Below are 17,026 nucleotides of genomic sequence, written 5' to 3' on the forward strand. Positions count from 1 at the left end.
CTTGGTTTAACGTTCACTGTAATCAGTAACTTAAATCGGAAAGATGAGCTGGGCATTCACTGTAATCAGTAAATGTTATGACGCGAGGAAGAACATTCACTGTAATCAGTAGAAGTGAATTTGCTTCTTATAAGGAGTGTTCACTGTAATCAGTAGGGCATCTTCTGGCAGTCTGCATCAGAGAATGTAATGCCGGAAAAAGGATGCTGCGCTTCGTGCGTGCGTTGAGTGAAACATTCACTGTAATCAGTACGCACTTCACTTTTATTCGGTCAGATTAACTCGGGGTTTTGGTATTGGTGTTCACTGTAATCAGTAAACTTACCACGAGAAACTCAGCCGGGAACGTTCACTGTATTCAGTAAAACGGATGCAATTCCGATGATGGTTATTTTGCTTCAAATCCGGATAGGGCAGGGGAGGAGAGACAAACCTTCACTGTAATCAGTGGCAGCGTGACGTTGTTTTAAAATGACACTTTAGTCCTTAATAGAGTGCTTCAACTACGTTCACTGTAATAAGCAGACGAGCCCAACGTTCACTGTAATCAGTGTTGTGACCAACCCTGTCACTTTTACTGTTCGTATCAACAGGATAAATGCTGATTACAATGAACGCTGACAACAAAAGCAATAAAAAGATAGTTTTTTCAAAAATTTACAACTAAACGTTCACTGTAATCAGGAATACTTTAAGTCTACGTCATTCACTGCAATCAGCATAACTACTAGTGGTATTTGACGTTCACTGTGAACAGTAGAATAAGGATATAAGCCTGTATGACGTGATGCAGAACCGCCCTTGTAAGTACTCACTATCACTAATCATCAATGAAAACGTGGATTCTTTGAAATGATATTCTTACGATGAATGGGATGTGGCAATGAGTTGCTGATTACAGTGAACACTACTGATTACAGTGAATGCCGCGAGGATTGCTGATTACAGTGAATGAAGGGGAAAAAGCAGGTGTCACTTTTGCTCAAAAAGTGACACCGCTGATGGGCGATTACTGATTACAGTGAACAGAGCGCATCACTCTTCAAACTCGATATCTTCCAGCGAATCGATGCTTTCAAGATTGCTAATGCCATCAAGTTTTGGTGTTCTGCTATGAATGATAAAAAACACCGAGCGGCCACGTTTCACTTCCGAGTAGTCGAGATAGCCAATCTCTTTCAGTTGCTCCATTGCACGTCGAACCACGTGATTCTGCGTTGTAGTCTTAGAACCAAGATTGAGTCGCATACGCAAACGAGCAAGTGAAATCGGCGCGGGGTTCGTCGGCAGACTTTCAAGATAGGTGTATAACGCTTGCGCCGACTCTTTGCGTTTGAGGCGTGAAATCGCACGCAGCTGTAACAACACCTTGTGGTCAAAGTTATACAGTTCAAATAGCTTTGGATCGGCCTGGATTCGCACCAGATCCTTCTCACGATCGTAATACGCCGATTGCACAAGGTGAGTGTGATAGGCTTTGCCATTACCTTCAAAGGATAACGTGTTGGTTGCGATGCGTCGCAAAGAAGCATCTAAACGCTTACGTAGCGCTGCTGACGAGTTCGCTGACGGGATCCCGCACATCTTAACAAAATCGATGAACGGCAGCGTCACGGTATCGCCCTTTGAGGGATAACGCGAGAAAGACTGAATGATGCCAGCCCAGGTTTTGAAATCATTATCCATATCCAGCCTTGCGCCGGTAATGGTAATCTTTTCATAGCCTTCAGACTTCACCAGTGAAAGGTTCTTCAACTCTTTTGTCGCATCTGTCGATGCCATCGCACCGGACTTACCGCGCGCAGTTGATTTCAATGTAGGAACAAACAGACCCAGGCGCATCAAAGCGACCGGTTGTACGGTGTTATTTTTATTTGGGTGCAGTTGAATAACTTCACCACTGTTTTTTGTCACCGACAGAAAAGGCTCGAGTAACGCCTTGTTTTCACTCTCTTTATCTGCCATAGCCTGAGATCTTCATTCTGTGGATGAAAAGGGTCGTTTTCTGATTACAGTGAACATTAACACTGTTTATAGTGAACATTCTACTCTCTATAGTGAATAAACTACTGACTACAGTGGACACTTTACTCATTATAGTGAACGCGATCACCTTCTGAGGCCTTGTGGGGTGCGGCCTGCGACGATCGGGGATCTCTTAGGATCTCTTTAAGATCTCTATATGATCTTTCTTTAAGATCTATTCACTGTATAACTGAATAACATCAGTTCTGAAGCGGCTTGCACCCCTTAAAACACCTAAAACACCTTCATCGCGTCAACATACCTTTCGATCCCTTAAAACCATCAGTTCCTGGCAAGGAAGATCCTTCCACTTCTCCTGATGTGAGCAACTTCCTCATTATTATTCATTTTAAAGAAACTTCTGTCGAGCGTAAGGTAAACACCATTGAGCATCACTTCACTAAGGCAGAGGACATTTCCATGACTGACAACGTTATTTCTCGCAATCCGACCAACGGCGAAATCATTGCGACCTATCCGCTGCAAAGCCCAGCTCAGCTTCAATCTGCACTGCAAGAAAGCGCAAATGCATTCGCTGAATGGCGTTACACCGCAATGCCACAACGTGTAAAAGTATTGCGTCAGCTGTCAGAGCAAATTCGTCAGCGTCAGGATGAGCTGGCAACAATGGCCACACTGGAAATGGGCAAGCCCATCGCTCAGGCGCGCGCTGAAGTTCTTAAGTGCGCCAACCTTTGTGACTGGTACGCAGAGCATGGTCCCGCGATCCTCGCCGACAAACCGACGCTGGTAGAAAATCAGCAGGCATGGCAGTCATTTCGACCGCTAGGTGTGATCCTCGCAGTCATGCCGTGGAACTTCCCTTATTGGCAAGTGCTGCGTGGCGCAGTGAGCATGCTGCTGGCCGGTAATACCTATGTGCTAAAACATGCGCCAAGCGTCATGGGATCAGCGAATCTGATGACTTCACTGTTTGATGCGACCGATCTGCCAAAAGGTGGATTCACCGTAATTAACGTCGACAACGATGGTGTCTCTGCCGCGATCAAGGATCCGCGCATTGCCGCGGTAGCGGTCACCGGCAGCGTACGTGCTGGTGGCGCAATTGCAGCACAAGCCGGTGCGGTACTAAAGAAAACGGTATTAGAGTTGGGCGGCGCGGATCCTTTCATTGTACTGGCAGATGCAGACCTCGATGCTGCAGTGGCCTCAGCGGTCACAGGACGCTACCAGAACACCGGACAGGTCTGCATGGCAGCCAAGCGCTTCATCATTGAAGAAAGCGTCGCAGAAGCGTTTGAGGCGCGTTTCAGCGCAGCGGTTCAGGCACTGAAGATCGGCGATCCTTTAGATGAAGAAACCTACATCGGCCCAATGGCGCGTTACGATCTGCGCGATGAACTCGATAATCAGGTTCAGCAAACCATCAGAGAAGGTGCGCGTTTAGTGTTAGGTGGTCATAAGATCGATGGCGTTGGTAACTATTACGCTCCAACGATCCTTGCAGATGTCACGCCAGCCATGACCGCTTTCCAGCAGGAAATTTTTGGCCCAGTTGCCGCAATTACCGTAGCGCGAGATGCGCAGCACGCGCTTGAACTGGCCAATAACAGCGAATTCGGCCTGAGCGCCACGGTGTGGAGTAGTAATGAAGCCGTTGCTAATGAACTGGCAGAAAAGCTGGAAACTGGCGCGGTCTTCATCAACGGCAATGGCGCATCGGATCCGCGTGTCGCTATTGGTGGCGTGAAGAAAAGCGGCTATGGCCGTGAGCTATCAAGTTTTGGTGTCCATGAGTTCTGTAACATTCAAACCGTGTGGAAAAACCGCCGTTAATTATCCAGGGGCGCGTTAACCGCGCCCTTACTCCTGCCTGCATCCCGCCTAAGACCGTTACACACCCGTTAAAATGTTGTGGACCAGTTCAAAAAATCCACCAGTGGTATTATAAAGGTATTACATCTGGTGTTAGATTTTCCCCACCTACACCGGGGAGTCCAATTTAAATGAAAACAACAATCCCAAAACTGTCATTCATGATGTTTCTTCAATGGTTTATCTGGGGCGCATGGTTTGTGCCGCTCTGGGCATTTCTCAGCAAAAACGGCTTCTCGCCGGTTGAGATCGCCTGGTGCTACGCCTGCACCTCGATAGCTGCCATCCTGTCACCGATCCTGGTAGGATCGCTGGCCGATCGCTTCTTCCAGGCACAGAAAGTACTGTCGCTACTGACCATCGTCGGATCGATTCTGATGTTTCTTGCCGCCCAGCAAACGTATTTCAGCGGCTTCTTCCCTTTGCTGTTGCTGTATGCACTCACTTATATGCCAACCATTGCGCTCACCAACAGCATCGCTTTTTCGCATGTCGCTGATGTGGAGCGTGATTATCCCCGCATTCGTGTGATGGGGACGATTGGCTGGATCGCGTCTGGCATCATTTGCGGTTTTCTGCCGCCGCTGCTGGGATATGGCGATATCTCCGCAAGTAATGTGCCGCTATTGATCACCTCCGCCAGCTCACTGTTACTGGGCATTTTCGCACTGACACTGCCCGCAACGGAGCCAAAAAGTAGCGGAAAATTCAGCCTGCGCGTAGCGCTTGGCCTGGATGCGTTGCATTTGCTCAAAGATCGTAGCTTCCTCGTCTTCTTCATCTGTTCGTTCCTGTTCAGCATGCCGCTGGCGTTCTACTACATCTTTGCTGAAGGCTATCTGACTGAAGTCGGCTTGCCGCACGCGACCGGCTGGATGACGCTTGGACAGGTATCTGAAATCTTCTTCCTGCTGGCGCTGCCCTTCTTCATTAAGCGCTTTGGCATCGGCAAAGTGCTGCTGCTGGGGTTAACCACCGCTGCACTGCGCTATGTGTTCTTTGTGTTCGGCGGCGATCAAAACATGCTGACTTACGGTTTGCTGTTTATGGGCATTCTGCTGCATGGCGTCAGCTACGATTTCTACTTCATTACGGCCTATATCTACGTTGATAAGAAAGCGCCCGTAGCGATGCGCAATGCCGCGCAAGGTTTGATAACGCTCGCCTGCCAGGGCATCGGCAGCCTGCTCGGTTATCGTCTTGGCGGCTATCTGATGCAGGAAATGTTCGCCTATGACCAGCCGCGCAATGGCCAGACGTTCAACTGGGCGGGCATGTGGATGTTTGGCAGCGTGATGATTGTGATAATCACCATCGCCTTTATTGTGCTGTTCCGCGACGGCAAAAAACGCAGCGATGAATTGACCGCTTTTGATAACTCAGCAACTGCTGAAAGCCATAAATAAGAGATTTCACCATGACGATGACACTGCAAGAAAAACGGATTTTAGGCGCGTTTTATGGCCAGGCGCTGGGCGATGCGATGGGCATGCCATCAGAATTATGGCCGCGATCGCGCGTGAAACAACATTTTGGCTGGATCGATCGTTTCCTGCCCGGTCCGGCAGAAAATAACGCCGCCTGTTACTTTGGACGCGCATCTTTCACTGACGATACGTCGATGGCGCTGGCATTAGCTGATGCGATCGTGACTCATCATGGCGAGATCAATGCGGAAACCATTGGCGCGAATATTTTGCACTGGGCGGAGTCGTTTGATGCCTTCAATAAAAACGTACTGGGGCCAACATCAAAAATCGCGCTTAATGCCATGAAAGCCGGTACGCCGGTGTCGCAGCTGGAAAATAATGGTATGACCAACGGCGCGGCAATGCGCGTCTCGCCGCTCGGTTGCCTGCTACCAGCCCGTGATCTCTCCGCTTTTATTGATGCCGTCGCGCTGGCATCGAGCCCAACGCATAAATCAGATGTTGCGATTTCCGGTGCTACGGTGATTGCCTGGGCGGTGTCGCGCGCTATTGATGGCGCTAGCTGGGCAACCATCTGCGATGAACTACCAGCCGTCGCGCGTACGGCGCAGGAAAAGCGCGTGACTACCTTTAGCGCGTCAATGGCGGCGCGTCTGGAGCTGGCGTTGGGCGTGGTTAAGCAGGGCAGGGGCGTGGAATCCAGCATGCAGCAGATTTACGATCTGGTCGGCACCGGCACCAGCACTATTGAATCGGTACCGGCAGCGATTGCCATGGTGGAGCTGGCAGAAACCGATCCTAATCGCTGTGCGATTCTCTGCGCTAACCTCGGCGGCGATACCGACACGATTGGCGCGATGGCGGTGGCTATTTGCGGCGCGTTACACGGTATCGATAGCATTGATACTGAGCTGAAAGCCGAACTTGATGCCGCTAACGCACTGGATTTCACGCGCTACAGCCAAGCCTTTCTCGTTTTCCGCCAGCAGCGCGAGGCCGCTTATGCTGACGCCTGACGATTTGCAGCGGCTTGAAGCGCACCTGCCGGTGTGCGTAATTGGTGCGGCAGTGGTGGATGTGATTGCCGATGCGTACTCGTTGCCGCATCGCGGCAGCGATATCGAGCTCCACCAGCAGGGCGTCAATGTAGGCGGCTGTGCATTGAATGTAGCGATTGCGCTGCATCGACTCGCTATTCCATCAACCAACGCGCTGCCGCTCGGCAATGGCATCTGGGCGAGCATCGTGCGGCAGAAGCTAACGGAATACGGGATTCACAGCGTACTGGAAACAGCGAAAGGCGATAACGGTTGGTGCCTGGCATTAGTTGAACCGGATGGCGAGCGCACCTTTCTTTCAGTAAGCGGCGTGGAAAACCAGTGGGATGCTGCACTGCTCAGCTCGCTGCCGCAGCCGGCTAATCGCTGGATCTACCTTTCAGGTTATCAACTCACCAGCAAAAGCGGTGAAGTGCTGATCGATTGGCTGGAGCAGCAAACTCAGCCCTATCAGCTGCTGGTGGATTTTGGACCACGGCTGGCTGATATCGCTAATACACATTTTGATCGCATTATGGCCTGCCATCCACTGATTACAGTGAACAGACAGGAAGCAGAACTGCTGTGGCATGAACGTCTCGATGAGCATCAAGCCTTTGATGTGCAGCAGTTAATGACGCGCTGGCAGCAGCGTTTTGATGCTGCGCTGGTGGTGCGGCTTGATAGCGAAGGTGCGGGTTTCGTTGACGCTGACGCTCAGGGCTGGATACCGGCGCTGCCGACTCAGGTCGTTGACACCATTGGTGCAGGCGACAGCCACGCTGGTGGTCTATTGGCGGGATTGGCTTCAGGTTGGTCGCTGGCGAAGAGCGTCGCGCTGGGCAACATCGTCGCATCTTATGTGGTTTCACAACGCGGCGGCGACTGCGCGCCTGATCGCGCCACGTTAAGCAACTATTGGCAGCAGCGCCTTACTCAGCAATAAACACATACATGTCGCTACGACAGTAGCTAATGCTGTACTCCAGCGGATTGCCCTGCGCATCCAACGCCAGCTGCTTAATAACCAAAATGGGTACGTTGTCGGGCAAGGCGATCTGCTGCTGGAGCGCCTCATCAGGCATGCGAGCACTCACTCTACTTTGCGATTTCACCGGCAGGATTTGCTGCTGGTGGAAATAGTCGTAAAGCGAAATACCAATCTCATCTACATCAGCGATCAAGCGCGCCGGCACCCAGGATTCTTCAACGGACACCGCCTGTTGATCAACATAGCGAATTCGCTTCAGCAGAAAAACCTCACTGCCTATACTCACGCCCAGCTTACCGGCAATTTCGGCGCTACAGTGGATTTTACTTTTGTTAATCCACACCGTATCCGGCTTCTTACCGCGTAATACCGCTTGTTGCGACAAACCTTTCGGCTCTTTCAGTGAATACTCAAACTGGCTGCAAATCTGCGTGCCGTAGCCGCGTGAGCGCAGCACCACCCCCTCTTTTTCCAGTGCATCCATGGCCTTACGGACCGTAATACGCGAAATACTCAGCGATTGACTGAATTCGCGTTCACTCGGCAGGATCTCTTCATGCACCAGCACGCCATCGCGCACCGCATCTTTAATCGCGCTAGCGAAGCGTTTGTACAGCGGCGTGCGGCTCTCATCGGCAAGGGTAGAAGTAAGCCGCGAAAATAGTGCTGTTGGGTCGGTCATAGCAGGTTGGTTCACTCAATCCGGTAAGCGGCAGAACGCTATGATACTGACTTTTTGCGGCGGGCGAAGTATTCGATCAGCATGGATATCACGAATAAATGCTTTAAAAACAATAAAAGCCCCTTTGGGGCTTTTCATAATGCGAAACTCAAAATCAACGCTCATCAAACGGCACGCCGCCTTTTGACTTATGGTGTTTTGGCGTTTCGATGATGGAAACCGTCACCGAATTGGCATCGATCTCGAACGAATCCGCCACCGCTGCGGTGACGGCCCTTAATAACTTTTTCTTCTGCTCCACGGTGCGACCTTCTGCCGCATAAACAACGATTTCTGGCATATCTGCTTCTCCTTCACAGTGAATATCGATTTTCAGCATACCTCAGGCAAAGGCAATCCGGCAGCGTGAATCTCAGCGCAACGCAGCCTGGCGCTAATCCGTTCAGCGTTTCTAAATGCAATCTGTGTTGAAATGTGAAATGTTATGTTATAACGTAATTATAGCGTTCTTTTTGTCGCGATATTTTACGGAAAACATAATGAAATCAATTAAAAATTTGCTTATCGCCTCGGCGCTAGGCCTGGCTTCTTGCGCCACATTGGCGGCGGAACATCAGGATAAACCGGTGCGTATTGCGGCACCGTTCGAAATCAAAGGTGCCGATCCCGCGCTCTCCGGTGACATTCTGCTACGCATGGATGTGGTCGAAACGCTGGTGGAAGTTAACGAACGCGCCGAGCCTATCCCGGCGCTAGCCGCAAGCTGGCAAGTCTCTGCTGATGGTTTGCGCTGGCAATTACAGCTGCGCGATAACGTCCGTTTCCATGATGGATCGCCGCTGGATGCCGCCGCTGTGGTGAAATCACTGAACACCGCGCGGAGTAAAGCGGGTCTACTGGATAAAACGCCGATTACCGAAATCAGCGGAGAAGGGCAACAGGTCACCATCACTTTACGCGAACCCTTCGTCCCCTTGCTTTCGGTGCTGGCAGACAGTCGTTCGCAGATTCTTGCTTTAGCCAGCTGGGATGCGCAGGACAAGATCACTCGTATCATCGGTAGCGGTCCGTTCATGCTGACATCGTTTCAGCCACCACAGTCGCTGACGGTGAAACGCTTCGATGATTACTGGGGCGAAAAGCCTGCCATTGCAGCCGCCAGTTATCTCTCCTCTGGACGTGCTGAAACTCGCGCGTTGCTGGCGGAAAGCGGTGATGCAGATTACGTTTTCAATCTTGATGCCGCCAGCCGTCAGCGCTTAGCCCGCAAGCCATCGCTGCAACTGCCGGCCATTCCGGTGCCGCGCACCCTAATGCTAAAGCTGAACCTGGGCGATCCGCTGTTAGCCGAACAGCCGGTGCGAGAAGCGATCAGCATGGCGATTGATCGTAACGCGCTGGCGATGGCGGTGCTGCGTTACCCGGGCGCGGCCAGCCAACTGTTTCCACCCAATATGGGCGCCTGGCATAACGGCAACCTGCAACCGCTGCAGTTCAACCTGCAACAGGCAGCACAACAGCTGCAGGCTGCGGGGTGGAAAGTGGGGACCGATGGCGTCTTAGTGCGCAACGGTCAGCGCTTCAGCCTGACGCTGCTGACGTTCCCGGATCGTCCCGAACTGCCGCTAATGGCGATGGTGATCCAGCAGCAACTGCGCAAAGTGGGCATTGAAGTGAAGATCAACGCCACCAACGCCAGCGAAATTCCTGCACAGCATCACAGTAATCGTCTGCAGCTGGCGCTGTTCTCCCGCAACTTTGCCCTAACGCCCGATCCAACCGGCACCTTACTGCAGGATTACGCCACCCACGGCGGCGACTGGGGGGCGATGAACTGGCATCCGGCAGGGTTTAACGCGGCGTTGCATACGCTCACCCAGTCCACCGATGAGGCTGCACGTGCGCAGGCCCGTCATCTGATCACCGCCTCACTGCAGCAGGATTTGCCGGTGATCCCTATCGCCTGGTATCAGCAATCGGCCGCGATTAACAGCAAGCTGAAAAACGTCACGCTTGATGCGTTTGAACGTCACTTTGGTCTGCGTCAGATGCAGTGGGAGCAATGATGATAAAGCTTCTTGGCTGGCGCCTTGGACAAGCGGTTTTTGTGATGCTGGCGGTCGGTTTACTCACCTGGTTTTTGGTGCAGGCGCTACCGGGCGACATGGCCTGGCGTATTGCCAGCGGTCGCTATGGCTACGATCGCGTGGATGCCCAAGCAGTGGCGCGGGTACAGCAGGAGTTGAGTGGATCATTACAGCAGGGCAGCGCGTTGCTGCACTGGTTGTTCGATCTGCTGCAGTTCAATTTTGGCCGTTCGCTGGTATCGGGTGAGCCGGTAATGGATGAGCTGCGCTGGCAGCTTAGCCAGACGCTGGCGCTCGCTGGCACATCGCTTGTTCTGACCCTATTGCTCACCTTGCCGTTAGGTATTTGGGCGGGATGCCACGCCAACGGTAAGCTTGATCGTGTGTTGTTCTGGCTGAGCGCGCTGCTGAAATCGGTACCGCATTTCGCGCTGGGTATGCTGCTTATCGTGTTGCTGGCACTTCAGCTTGATTGGCTACCCAGCGCCGGTTACGGCGAGCTGCGTCATTTCCTGTTACCGGCGTTGACGCTGGCGTTATCGTTAACCGCCGTTGGCGTCCGCGTGGTGCGTGAAGCCACTTTTCAGGTTGTCACGTCCGGTTATTACCGCTGGGGCGCGCAAAAAGGTTTAGCGCCCGCCACGTTGTTGCGCCGTCATGGGTTACGAAATCTGGCATCGCCGGTAATGACCTGGTTCGGCATGCAGTTCGTCTGGCTGGTGGAAGGGGTCGTCGTGGTAGAAACGCTGTTCGCCTGGCCGGGCATTGGCCACGCGCTGGTGCATGCTATTTTTGCGCGCGATGTGCCGGTGATTCAGGCGAGCGCCATGACGCTCGGCCTGCTGTTTGTCTTGCTCAACATGCTGGTGGATGCGGGTTGTCATCTACTTGATCCAAGAGGGAGACGCGCATGATGCTTTCGCCTGCACGTCTGATTGGCTGGCTGATGTTGTGCTCACTGCTCGGCTTCGCCTTCTTGCTGCCACTGGTTCATCACGGCGATCCGCTGGAACAGGATCTATTGCAGATCCTGCATGCGCCCAGCAGCGGCCACCTTCTCGGGTTTGATCATCTTGGTCGCGACATGATGTCGCGCCTCAGTGCGGCATTGCGTCTGTCCCTCGGCCTCGCGGCGCTGTGCGTAATAAGCGCCATGCTGGTCGGTGTATTAGCTGGCGTAATAAGTGCGCTCTATGGCGGCTGGCTCGATCGCGCACTCAGCATGCTCGGCGACATGTGCCTCGCGCTGCCGGGTTTGCTGCTGGTATTACTTTTAGCCGCGATTGCGCCCGATTCCCCAGGCATGCTGTGGCTGGGCATTTCATTGGTGCTTTGGGTGGAATTTTTCCGCGTGACGCGTGCCACCTTACGTCCAGTGGTGCATGCGCCCGGTATGCAGGCGGCAATGCTGCTTGGCTTCTCGGCGTTCTACCGTTTCCGCCGACATCTGTTGCCAGCCTTAGCGCCAGTGTTAACGACGTTGACGTTGTTCTCTTTCAGTAGCGCCATCATGGCGGTGTCGGCACTCGGTTTTATCAGCGTTGGCGTGCGCCCACCCACGCCGGAACTGGGATTGATGATGACTGAGCTACTGCCATTTGCCTGGGAAGCGCCGTGGTTGCTGATGCAGCCGGTGATTGCGCTATTTCTGCTGCTCATTAGCCTGAATCTCTTAATGAAAAAGGAGCGTCGATGAAAGGATTACACGCCATCGGCATCACCGTTACCGCCGCCAGCCAGACGCTGGTGGAACCGGTAGATCTCACCTTGCTGCCAGGTCAGCCACTCACGTTACTGGGCGAAACGGGTTCGGGTAAAAGCCTGTTGGCGCAGGCCATCATGGGCATTTTGCCAGACGATCTGCAGGCGAGCGGCACGCTTATCATCAACGATCGATGCTTCACTCTACCGCAGGATGTCGCGCTATTACGCACTTTGTGGGGCCACACCTTAGCTTCGTTGCCGCAGGAACCCTGGTTATCGCTCGATCCCACCATGTCAGTGCTACAGCAGGTGGCGGAAGGCTATCGTTTTGTGCGCGGACAAACAAAAGCAGACAGCGAAAACGCTGCCAGCAGTGATTTACAGCAGCTGGGCCTGGCGCAATCGACATCCCGTTATCCGTGGCAACTCTCCGGCGGTATGGCGCAGCGCGCCGCCTTTGCAGCCGCTCGCGCAGGCGGTGCGCAGATATTGCTAGCCGATGAGCCAACCAAAGGACTGGATGTGGCGCGTCGTGATGAGGTAGCGGCCTTGCTGCGCAGAGAAGTGGCTGAGGGCGGCACGCTACTCACCATCACGCACGATATCGCCCTGGCCCGACAGCTGGGCGGCGAGGTGATCGTGATGCACAAAGGGAAAGTCATTGAACAGGGCAGGGCGGAGCAGGTAATGCATTCACCGCAGCAAAGCTACACGCGCAAATTGCTCGCCGCCGATCCGGCCGCATGGCCCGCGCGGCAGCAAACTTTCATTGCAAGTAAACCAGTAGTCAGTGCCGAGGGGATTCAGCTGCAGCGCGGAGGGAAAATGCTCGGGGTGCCGGAAAACTTCACGCTGCACGCGGGTGAAGTCGTTGGGCTATACGGTGCCAGCGGTAGCGGGAAAAGTAGCTTTGGCGATGTACTGCTCGGATTATTAACGCCGCAGCAAGGCCGCATTACGCGCCATGTTGCGGTGGATACGCTGAAATATCAGAAGATTTATCAGGATCCATCCGCGTTATTTCCACCAACCCGCACGCTAGGGCAGAGCCTGAACGATCTGTTGCGGCGGCATCGCATTGCTTCACCAAGGCGAGATGCGTTGATGGAACAGTTGGCGCTGGCACCGGATCTGTTGAAACGGCGGCCCGATGCGCTCTCGGGCGGCGAGTTACAGCGCCTCTCGTTGCTACGCGTAATGCTGCTGGAACCGGTGTTTCTCTTCGCCGATGAACCCACATCGCGGCTTGATCCGCGGGTGCAACAGCAAACCATTCAGCTCATCACCTCACTGGCAAGCGAGCAGCAATGCGCGGTGCTGCTGGTGAGCCACGATCGCGATCTGCTGGAAAAAGGCACGCATCGGGTAATCGCGATGGAAACCCGGAATTAGCGCTCTGGCGGCTGGCTATCACCGAGACCGAGGGAACGCTGCATCACCACGGTATCGAGCCAGCGGCCATGTTTGAAACCCACCGACTTCATTACGCCGGTGTGCTCAAAACCGAGCGCCCGGTGTAACCCCAGCGATCCTGCGTTGGCGCTATCGCCAACGATCGCAATGATTTGGCGAAATCCTGCCGCTTCCGCCAGCGCAATGGCCTTTTGCAGCAGCGCGCGTCCAATGCCTCTACCCGTTTGCTGCTGATCGAGGTAAATCGAATCCTCCAGCGTGAAGCGATAAGCGTAACGCGGGCGGTACGGTGCCAGATAGCAATAACCCAGCACCTGTTCATTCTCTTGTGCCACCAGCCAGAAACCGCCGCGCTGCTGCACATCCTGCACGCGATTAAGCATTTCGCTCGCAGAAGGCGGTTCGGTTTCAAAAGTTGCGGTGCCGTGCAGCACATGCCAGGCGTAGATCTTCTGAATGGCCGCTGCGTGATGCGGTCTGGCGGGAAGAATGTCCATATGTTCCTGATTATCAGCGTAGAAAATCACAGCATGCCACCACGCCGCACGCTAATCATCGGATTTAACAATAGGAAATTGTGATGGCTGATATCCTGCATCGCCGGGCTGCCATTCATGGCGACCTGGAACAATCCGCAATTAATTTTGCTCAGAAAGCTGCACCGCCATGGTATCTGGCTCTAAGGCTTCGAACACGTGCGGTTCGTCGGCGGGGTAACAAATATAGTCGCCCGGATGCAATTCAACCGGTGCATCGCTGGGGCCAACCAGCGCCCGGCCGCGGGCGATGATGATATGTTCAACTGAACCCGGCGGATGGGGTTCGGAAGCGCGCGGCGCGCCAGGTTGACTGGTCACCAGATAAAGATCGCGTCGCCCGCCGGGTGGGCAACTGGCCAGTAATGCCGCCTGATAATCTGCCATCTCCGCCGACACAATCATTCCTTCGCCACGGCGAATGATCTGTAAGCGCTTCACTTCCGGCTCCATCAGACGCGCAAAAGGTATATTCAGCGCCACGCACAGCGCCCACAAGGTTTCGAGGCTGGGATTGCCGTTACCTGCTTCAAGCTGCGAAAGTGTTGATTTAGCAATCCCGGCGCGGCGCGCCACTTCTGTCAGCGACAGCCCCGCACGCTGGCGTTCACGTAATAACCCGGCAGCAATAATATCAATTGGCGTGGTCAAACCTACTCCTGTTCTTTATATCGAACGATTTGTTCGTCTTGTAAAACAATCACACTGCGTTCATTATAACGGCTTTCCTGTTCGATATGAGATCAAATTGTGATGCGTCTGGGTGCAGTGCCGCTTGATCGCGGAGTAATAAAAGCCATTTTCCTGGTGTGTCTGGCCGACGGTATTGTCGGGCTTTCGTATGGTTCGCTGGCAGCAGCAGAAGGTTTTCCGCTGTGGGTGCCGATTGCCCTCTCGACGTTGGTGCTGGCAGGCGCATCGGAATTTCTGTTTATCGGCATTGTGGCCGGTGGCGGCAGTCCGCTGACGGCGGCAGCGGCCGGTTTGCTGGTCAATGCGCGTCATCTGCCGTTTGGTATTGCGGTGAAAGATCTGGTCGGTAAGGGCAGTCGCAGCCTTTTGGGCTGCCACATCATGAATGATGAAAGCGTGGTGTTCGGCATTTCTCAACCCAAACTGGCACAGCGGCGGGCGGCGTTCTGGATCTGTGGCTTAGGCATTTTCACCATCTGGCCATTGTCAGTGATTGGCGGTGCGGTGATCGGACGTTTTATTCCTGACGTTTCTTCTATTGGCCTTGATGCGGTGTTTCCGGCGATCCTGATTGCCTTGATTTTCCCCGCGCTGCGCCAGCGTCGTACGCTGATTCCGGCGACGCTTGGCACGGCATTGTCGGTACTGGCGACACCGTTTGTTCCGGCGGGGATGCCGGTGCTGTTTTCACTACTCGGATTATTGAGCTGGCGGGAGCGTAAGAATGCAAAATAATCTGATCATCGCGGGCATAGCGCTGCTGGCGGTTGGCACCTATGCCATCCGCTTTGCGGGTTACCGCCTTGGCAGCCGCATGCAGATGTCGGAACGGGTACGCAGCATGTTATCTGATGCCGCCACCGTTTTGCTGTTGGCGGTGGCGGTCACCACCGCACTGTTTGAAGGCACCCACTTCGCCGGAGTGGCGCGTATCGCCGGCGTGCTGTTTGCGGTGTTTCTCGCGTGGCGTCGCACCCCGTTGATTTTAGTCATCATTGGCGCTGCGCTGATGACGGCATTGCTGCGTTATTTAGGCGTGCCTTAAACCTTTTTGCTACTGTGTGATATCCCGGAACAACAGCAAACAGGAACCTATATGAAACCGCGTTTAGCCCGCTGCGATGAAACTGCCGCGTTGTGGCGCATTCGCAATCTCGCCATACGCCACGGTTGTCAGGGTGTTTATCCGGCAGAAGTCATCAGCGCATGGACGCCCGATGCGTTACCCGCTGGTTACTTTGCGGCGGTAAAACGCAATCCGTTCTTTGTGATAGACGATCCTGAACACGGCGTGGCCGCTACCGGTTTTCTCGATCTCCATAACGGCAGCGTTGAGGCTATTTTCACGCTGCCCGCCTGTAATGGCAAAGGCTATGCCAGCGCGATCATGCAGGCGATCATTGAGGAAGCACGGCAGCGCGGTTTTAAACAATTGACGCTCGCCGCCACGCCCAACGCCAGCAGTTTCTATCAACGCCACGGTTTTCACGTGGTGCGTGACGCGTTATACCCTTCGGCGCTGGCGCAAGCCGATCTCGCCTGTGTTGAAATGGTCCGCGAGCTTTAAGGCTAAAATGATAAACAGTGCAAACAACAAGGATCGCGCGAATATGGTAATTAACTGCGTTGCGTATCGCCACGGTAAGCGTGAAGAGCATGTTGATGTTGCGGACATCAGCGAAGTGCTGAAAGAGGAGAAATCCTTTGTCTGGATGGGATTGTACCAACCTGAACCGGCCTTTATGCAGACGCTGCAACAGGAGTTCAGCCTGCACGAGCTGGCGATAGAAGATGCGCTAGTGGCACATCAGCGACCGAAGATTGAGCAATATGGCGATTCAGTATTTATCGTGGTGAAGACCGCACATATGGACGATCTGCAGCGCATCACTTTTGGTGAAACGCACTTCTTCCTTGGCAAAAACTTCTTGATAACCGTGCGTCATGGATCGTCAGAAGGCTATGCTGCGATTCGCACTAAAGCGGAAAAAAATCAATCGATGTTGTGTGAAGGTCCGGGCTATGCGCTTTATTGCATCCTCGATTTCATCGTTGATCACTACAGCAAAATCACCGAATCCCTAAACGATCGAATTGGTGGGCTGGAAGAGGGCATGTTTACCACTCGCTTCGACAGCGATGCGTTGCAAAACGTTTACCACCTGCGTCGCGAACTATTAGCGCTGCGCAATGCGGCGCTGCCGGTGACAGAAATTTGTCAGCAGCTGGTGCGGTTTCATGAAGATATCATCCCGAAAAATCTGCGCGCCTATCTGCGTGATGTGCAGGATCATGCGCATCACGTGATGATTGATGCGGAAGATATGCGTGAGATGCTCACCAGCGCGATGCAGGTCAATCTGGCGCTGGTGTCGGTGCAGCAGAGCGAAGTGAATAAAAAGCTCGCCGGCTGGGGTGCGATCCTGATTGTACCAACGATTATTTTCAGTATGTATGGCATGAACTTTCCCGATATGCCGGAATTGCACACGCACTTTGGTTATCCGGCGGTGGTGGGCGTGACAATCGTCATCTGCTGCGTGATGTGGTGGCGGTTGAAAAAGGCCGGCTGGCTGTAACGTGGCCGTATTG

The 17,026-nt window shown here is 53.6% G+C and carries 17 protein-coding genes; 12 read left to right on the plus strand and 5 right to left on the minus strand.

Annotation, left to right across the window (positions count from 1 at the left end; translation table 11 throughout):
- Positions 1-1,035: 1,035 nt before the first annotated feature.
- Positions 1,036-1,965, minus strand: a complete 930-nt coding sequence (locus WH298_RS22525) for a RepB family plasmid replication initiator protein (RefSeq protein WP_007886110.1) — start codon at positions 1,963-1,965, stop codon at positions 1,036-1,038.
- A gap of 480 nt (positions 1,966-2,445) precedes the next feature.
- Between WH298_RS22525 and WH298_RS22530 the strand changes: the two genes are divergently transcribed.
- From WH298_RS22530 to WH298_RS22545, 4 genes are all read left to right on the plus strand, one after another.
- A complete protein-coding gene (locus WH298_RS22530) occupies positions 2,446-3,822 on the plus strand; it encodes an aldehyde dehydrogenase family protein (RefSeq protein WP_180824129.1) in 1,377 nt (458 codons plus the stop codon).
- Between the two features lie 170 nt (positions 3,823-3,992).
- Positions 3,993-5,267 carry a nucleoside permease gene (locus tag WH298_RS22535; protein ID WP_180824130.1) on the plus strand — a complete coding sequence of 425 codons (1,275 nt, stop codon included), beginning with the start codon at positions 3,993-3,995 and terminating at the stop codon, positions 5,265-5,267.
- An 11-nt stretch (positions 5,268-5,278) separates the two neighbouring features.
- Positions 5,279-6,307, plus strand: a complete 1,029-nt coding sequence (locus tag WH298_RS22540; protein WP_180824131.1) for an ADP-ribosylglycohydrolase family protein — start codon at positions 5,279-5,281, stop codon at positions 6,305-6,307.
- Entirely contained in the window at positions 6,294-7,274 is a 981-nt protein-coding gene (locus tag WH298_RS22545) for a PfkB family carbohydrate kinase (RefSeq protein ID WP_180824132.1), read from the plus strand. The genes WH298_RS22540 and WH298_RS22545 overlap by 14 nt, the downstream gene beginning before the upstream one ends.
- Here WH298_RS22545 and WH298_RS22550 read toward each other — a convergent pair.
- Positions 7,261-8,001, minus strand: coding sequence for a GntR family transcriptional regulator (locus WH298_RS22550; RefSeq protein ID WP_180824133.1), 741 nt, complete (start codon positions 7,999-8,001; stop codon positions 7,261-7,263). The two genes, WH298_RS22545 and WH298_RS22550, sit on opposite strands and share 14 nt — an antisense overlap.
- A 154-nt stretch (positions 8,002-8,155) precedes the next feature.
- Complete coding sequence (locus tag WH298_RS22555) at positions 8,156-8,341, minus strand: tautomerase family protein (protein ID WP_007886101.1); 186 nt, start codon at positions 8,339-8,341, stop codon at positions 8,156-8,158.
- Positions 8,342-8,540: 199 nt separating this feature from the next.
- Between WH298_RS22555 and WH298_RS22560 the strand changes: the two genes are divergently transcribed.
- The 4 genes from WH298_RS22560 to WH298_RS22575 are packed head-to-tail and all read left to right on the plus strand — an operon-like array spanning position 8,541 to position 13,184.
- Positions 8,541-10,067: an ABC transporter substrate-binding protein gene (locus tag WH298_RS22560; RefSeq protein ID WP_180824134.1), complete on the plus strand. Its 1,527-nt coding sequence runs from the start codon at positions 8,541-8,543 to the stop codon at positions 10,065-10,067.
- On the plus strand, positions 10,067-11,002 hold the full coding sequence (locus tag WH298_RS22565) for an ABC transporter permease (protein ID WP_180824135.1): 936 nt from the start codon (positions 10,067-10,069) through the stop codon (positions 11,000-11,002). Before WH298_RS22560 ends, WH298_RS22565 begins: the two co-directional genes overlap by 1 nt.
- Positions 10,999-11,784 (plus strand): ABC transporter permease, encoded by a 786-nt coding sequence (locus WH298_RS22570; protein WP_180824136.1) that lies wholly within the window; start codon positions 10,999-11,001, stop codon positions 11,782-11,784. Before WH298_RS22565 ends, WH298_RS22570 begins: the two co-directional genes overlap by 4 nt.
- Positions 11,781-13,184: an ABC transporter ATP-binding protein gene (locus WH298_RS22575; RefSeq protein WP_180824137.1), complete on the plus strand. Its 1,404-nt coding sequence runs from the start codon at positions 11,781-11,783 to the stop codon at positions 13,182-13,184. The genes WH298_RS22570 and WH298_RS22575 overlap by 4 nt, the downstream gene beginning before the upstream one ends.
- Here WH298_RS22575 and WH298_RS22580 read toward each other — a convergent pair.
- Both WH298_RS22580 and WH298_RS22585 read right to left on the minus strand, forming a co-directional pair.
- Positions 13,181-13,702, minus strand: a complete 522-nt coding sequence (locus WH298_RS22580) for a GNAT family N-acetyltransferase (protein WP_180824138.1) — start codon at positions 13,700-13,702, stop codon at positions 13,181-13,183. The genes WH298_RS22575 and WH298_RS22580 overlap by 4 nt on opposite strands.
- Before the next feature lie 141 nt (positions 13,703-13,843).
- Positions 13,844-14,392, minus strand: coding sequence for a helix-turn-helix domain-containing protein (locus tag WH298_RS22585; protein WP_180824139.1), 549 nt, complete (start codon positions 14,390-14,392; stop codon positions 13,844-13,846).
- Between the two features lie 102 nt (positions 14,393-14,494).
- On the opposite strand from WH298_RS22585, the gene WH298_RS22590 reads away from it, so the two are divergent.
- The 4 genes from WH298_RS22590 to corA are packed head-to-tail and all read left to right on the plus strand — an operon-like array spanning position 14,495 to position 17,013.
- Positions 14,495-15,169: an AzlC family ABC transporter permease gene (locus tag WH298_RS22590; protein ID WP_180824314.1), complete on the plus strand. Its 675-nt coding sequence runs from the start codon at positions 14,495-14,497 to the stop codon at positions 15,167-15,169.
- A complete protein-coding gene (locus WH298_RS22595; protein WP_007886078.1) occupies positions 15,159-15,479 on the plus strand; it encodes an AzlD domain-containing protein in 321 nt (106 codons plus the stop codon). Before WH298_RS22590 ends, WH298_RS22595 begins: the two co-directional genes overlap by 11 nt.
- A gap of 51 nt (positions 15,480-15,530) precedes the next feature.
- Positions 15,531-16,001 (plus strand): GNAT family N-acetyltransferase, encoded by a 471-nt coding sequence (locus WH298_RS22600; protein WP_180824140.1) that lies wholly within the window; start codon positions 15,531-15,533, stop codon positions 15,999-16,001.
- 43 nt (positions 16,002-16,044) lie between these two features.
- On the plus strand, positions 16,045-17,013 hold the full coding sequence (corA, locus tag WH298_RS22605; RefSeq protein ID WP_049853099.1) for a magnesium/cobalt transporter CorA: 969 nt from the start codon (positions 16,045-16,047) through the stop codon (positions 17,011-17,013).
- Positions 17,014-17,026: the final 13 nt, after the last annotated feature.

The sequence above is a fragment of the Pantoea nemavictus genome (assembly GCF_037479095.1).
Taxonomy (GTDB): domain Bacteria; phylum Pseudomonadota; class Gammaproteobacteria; order Enterobacterales; family Enterobacteriaceae; genus Pantoea; species Pantoea nemavictus.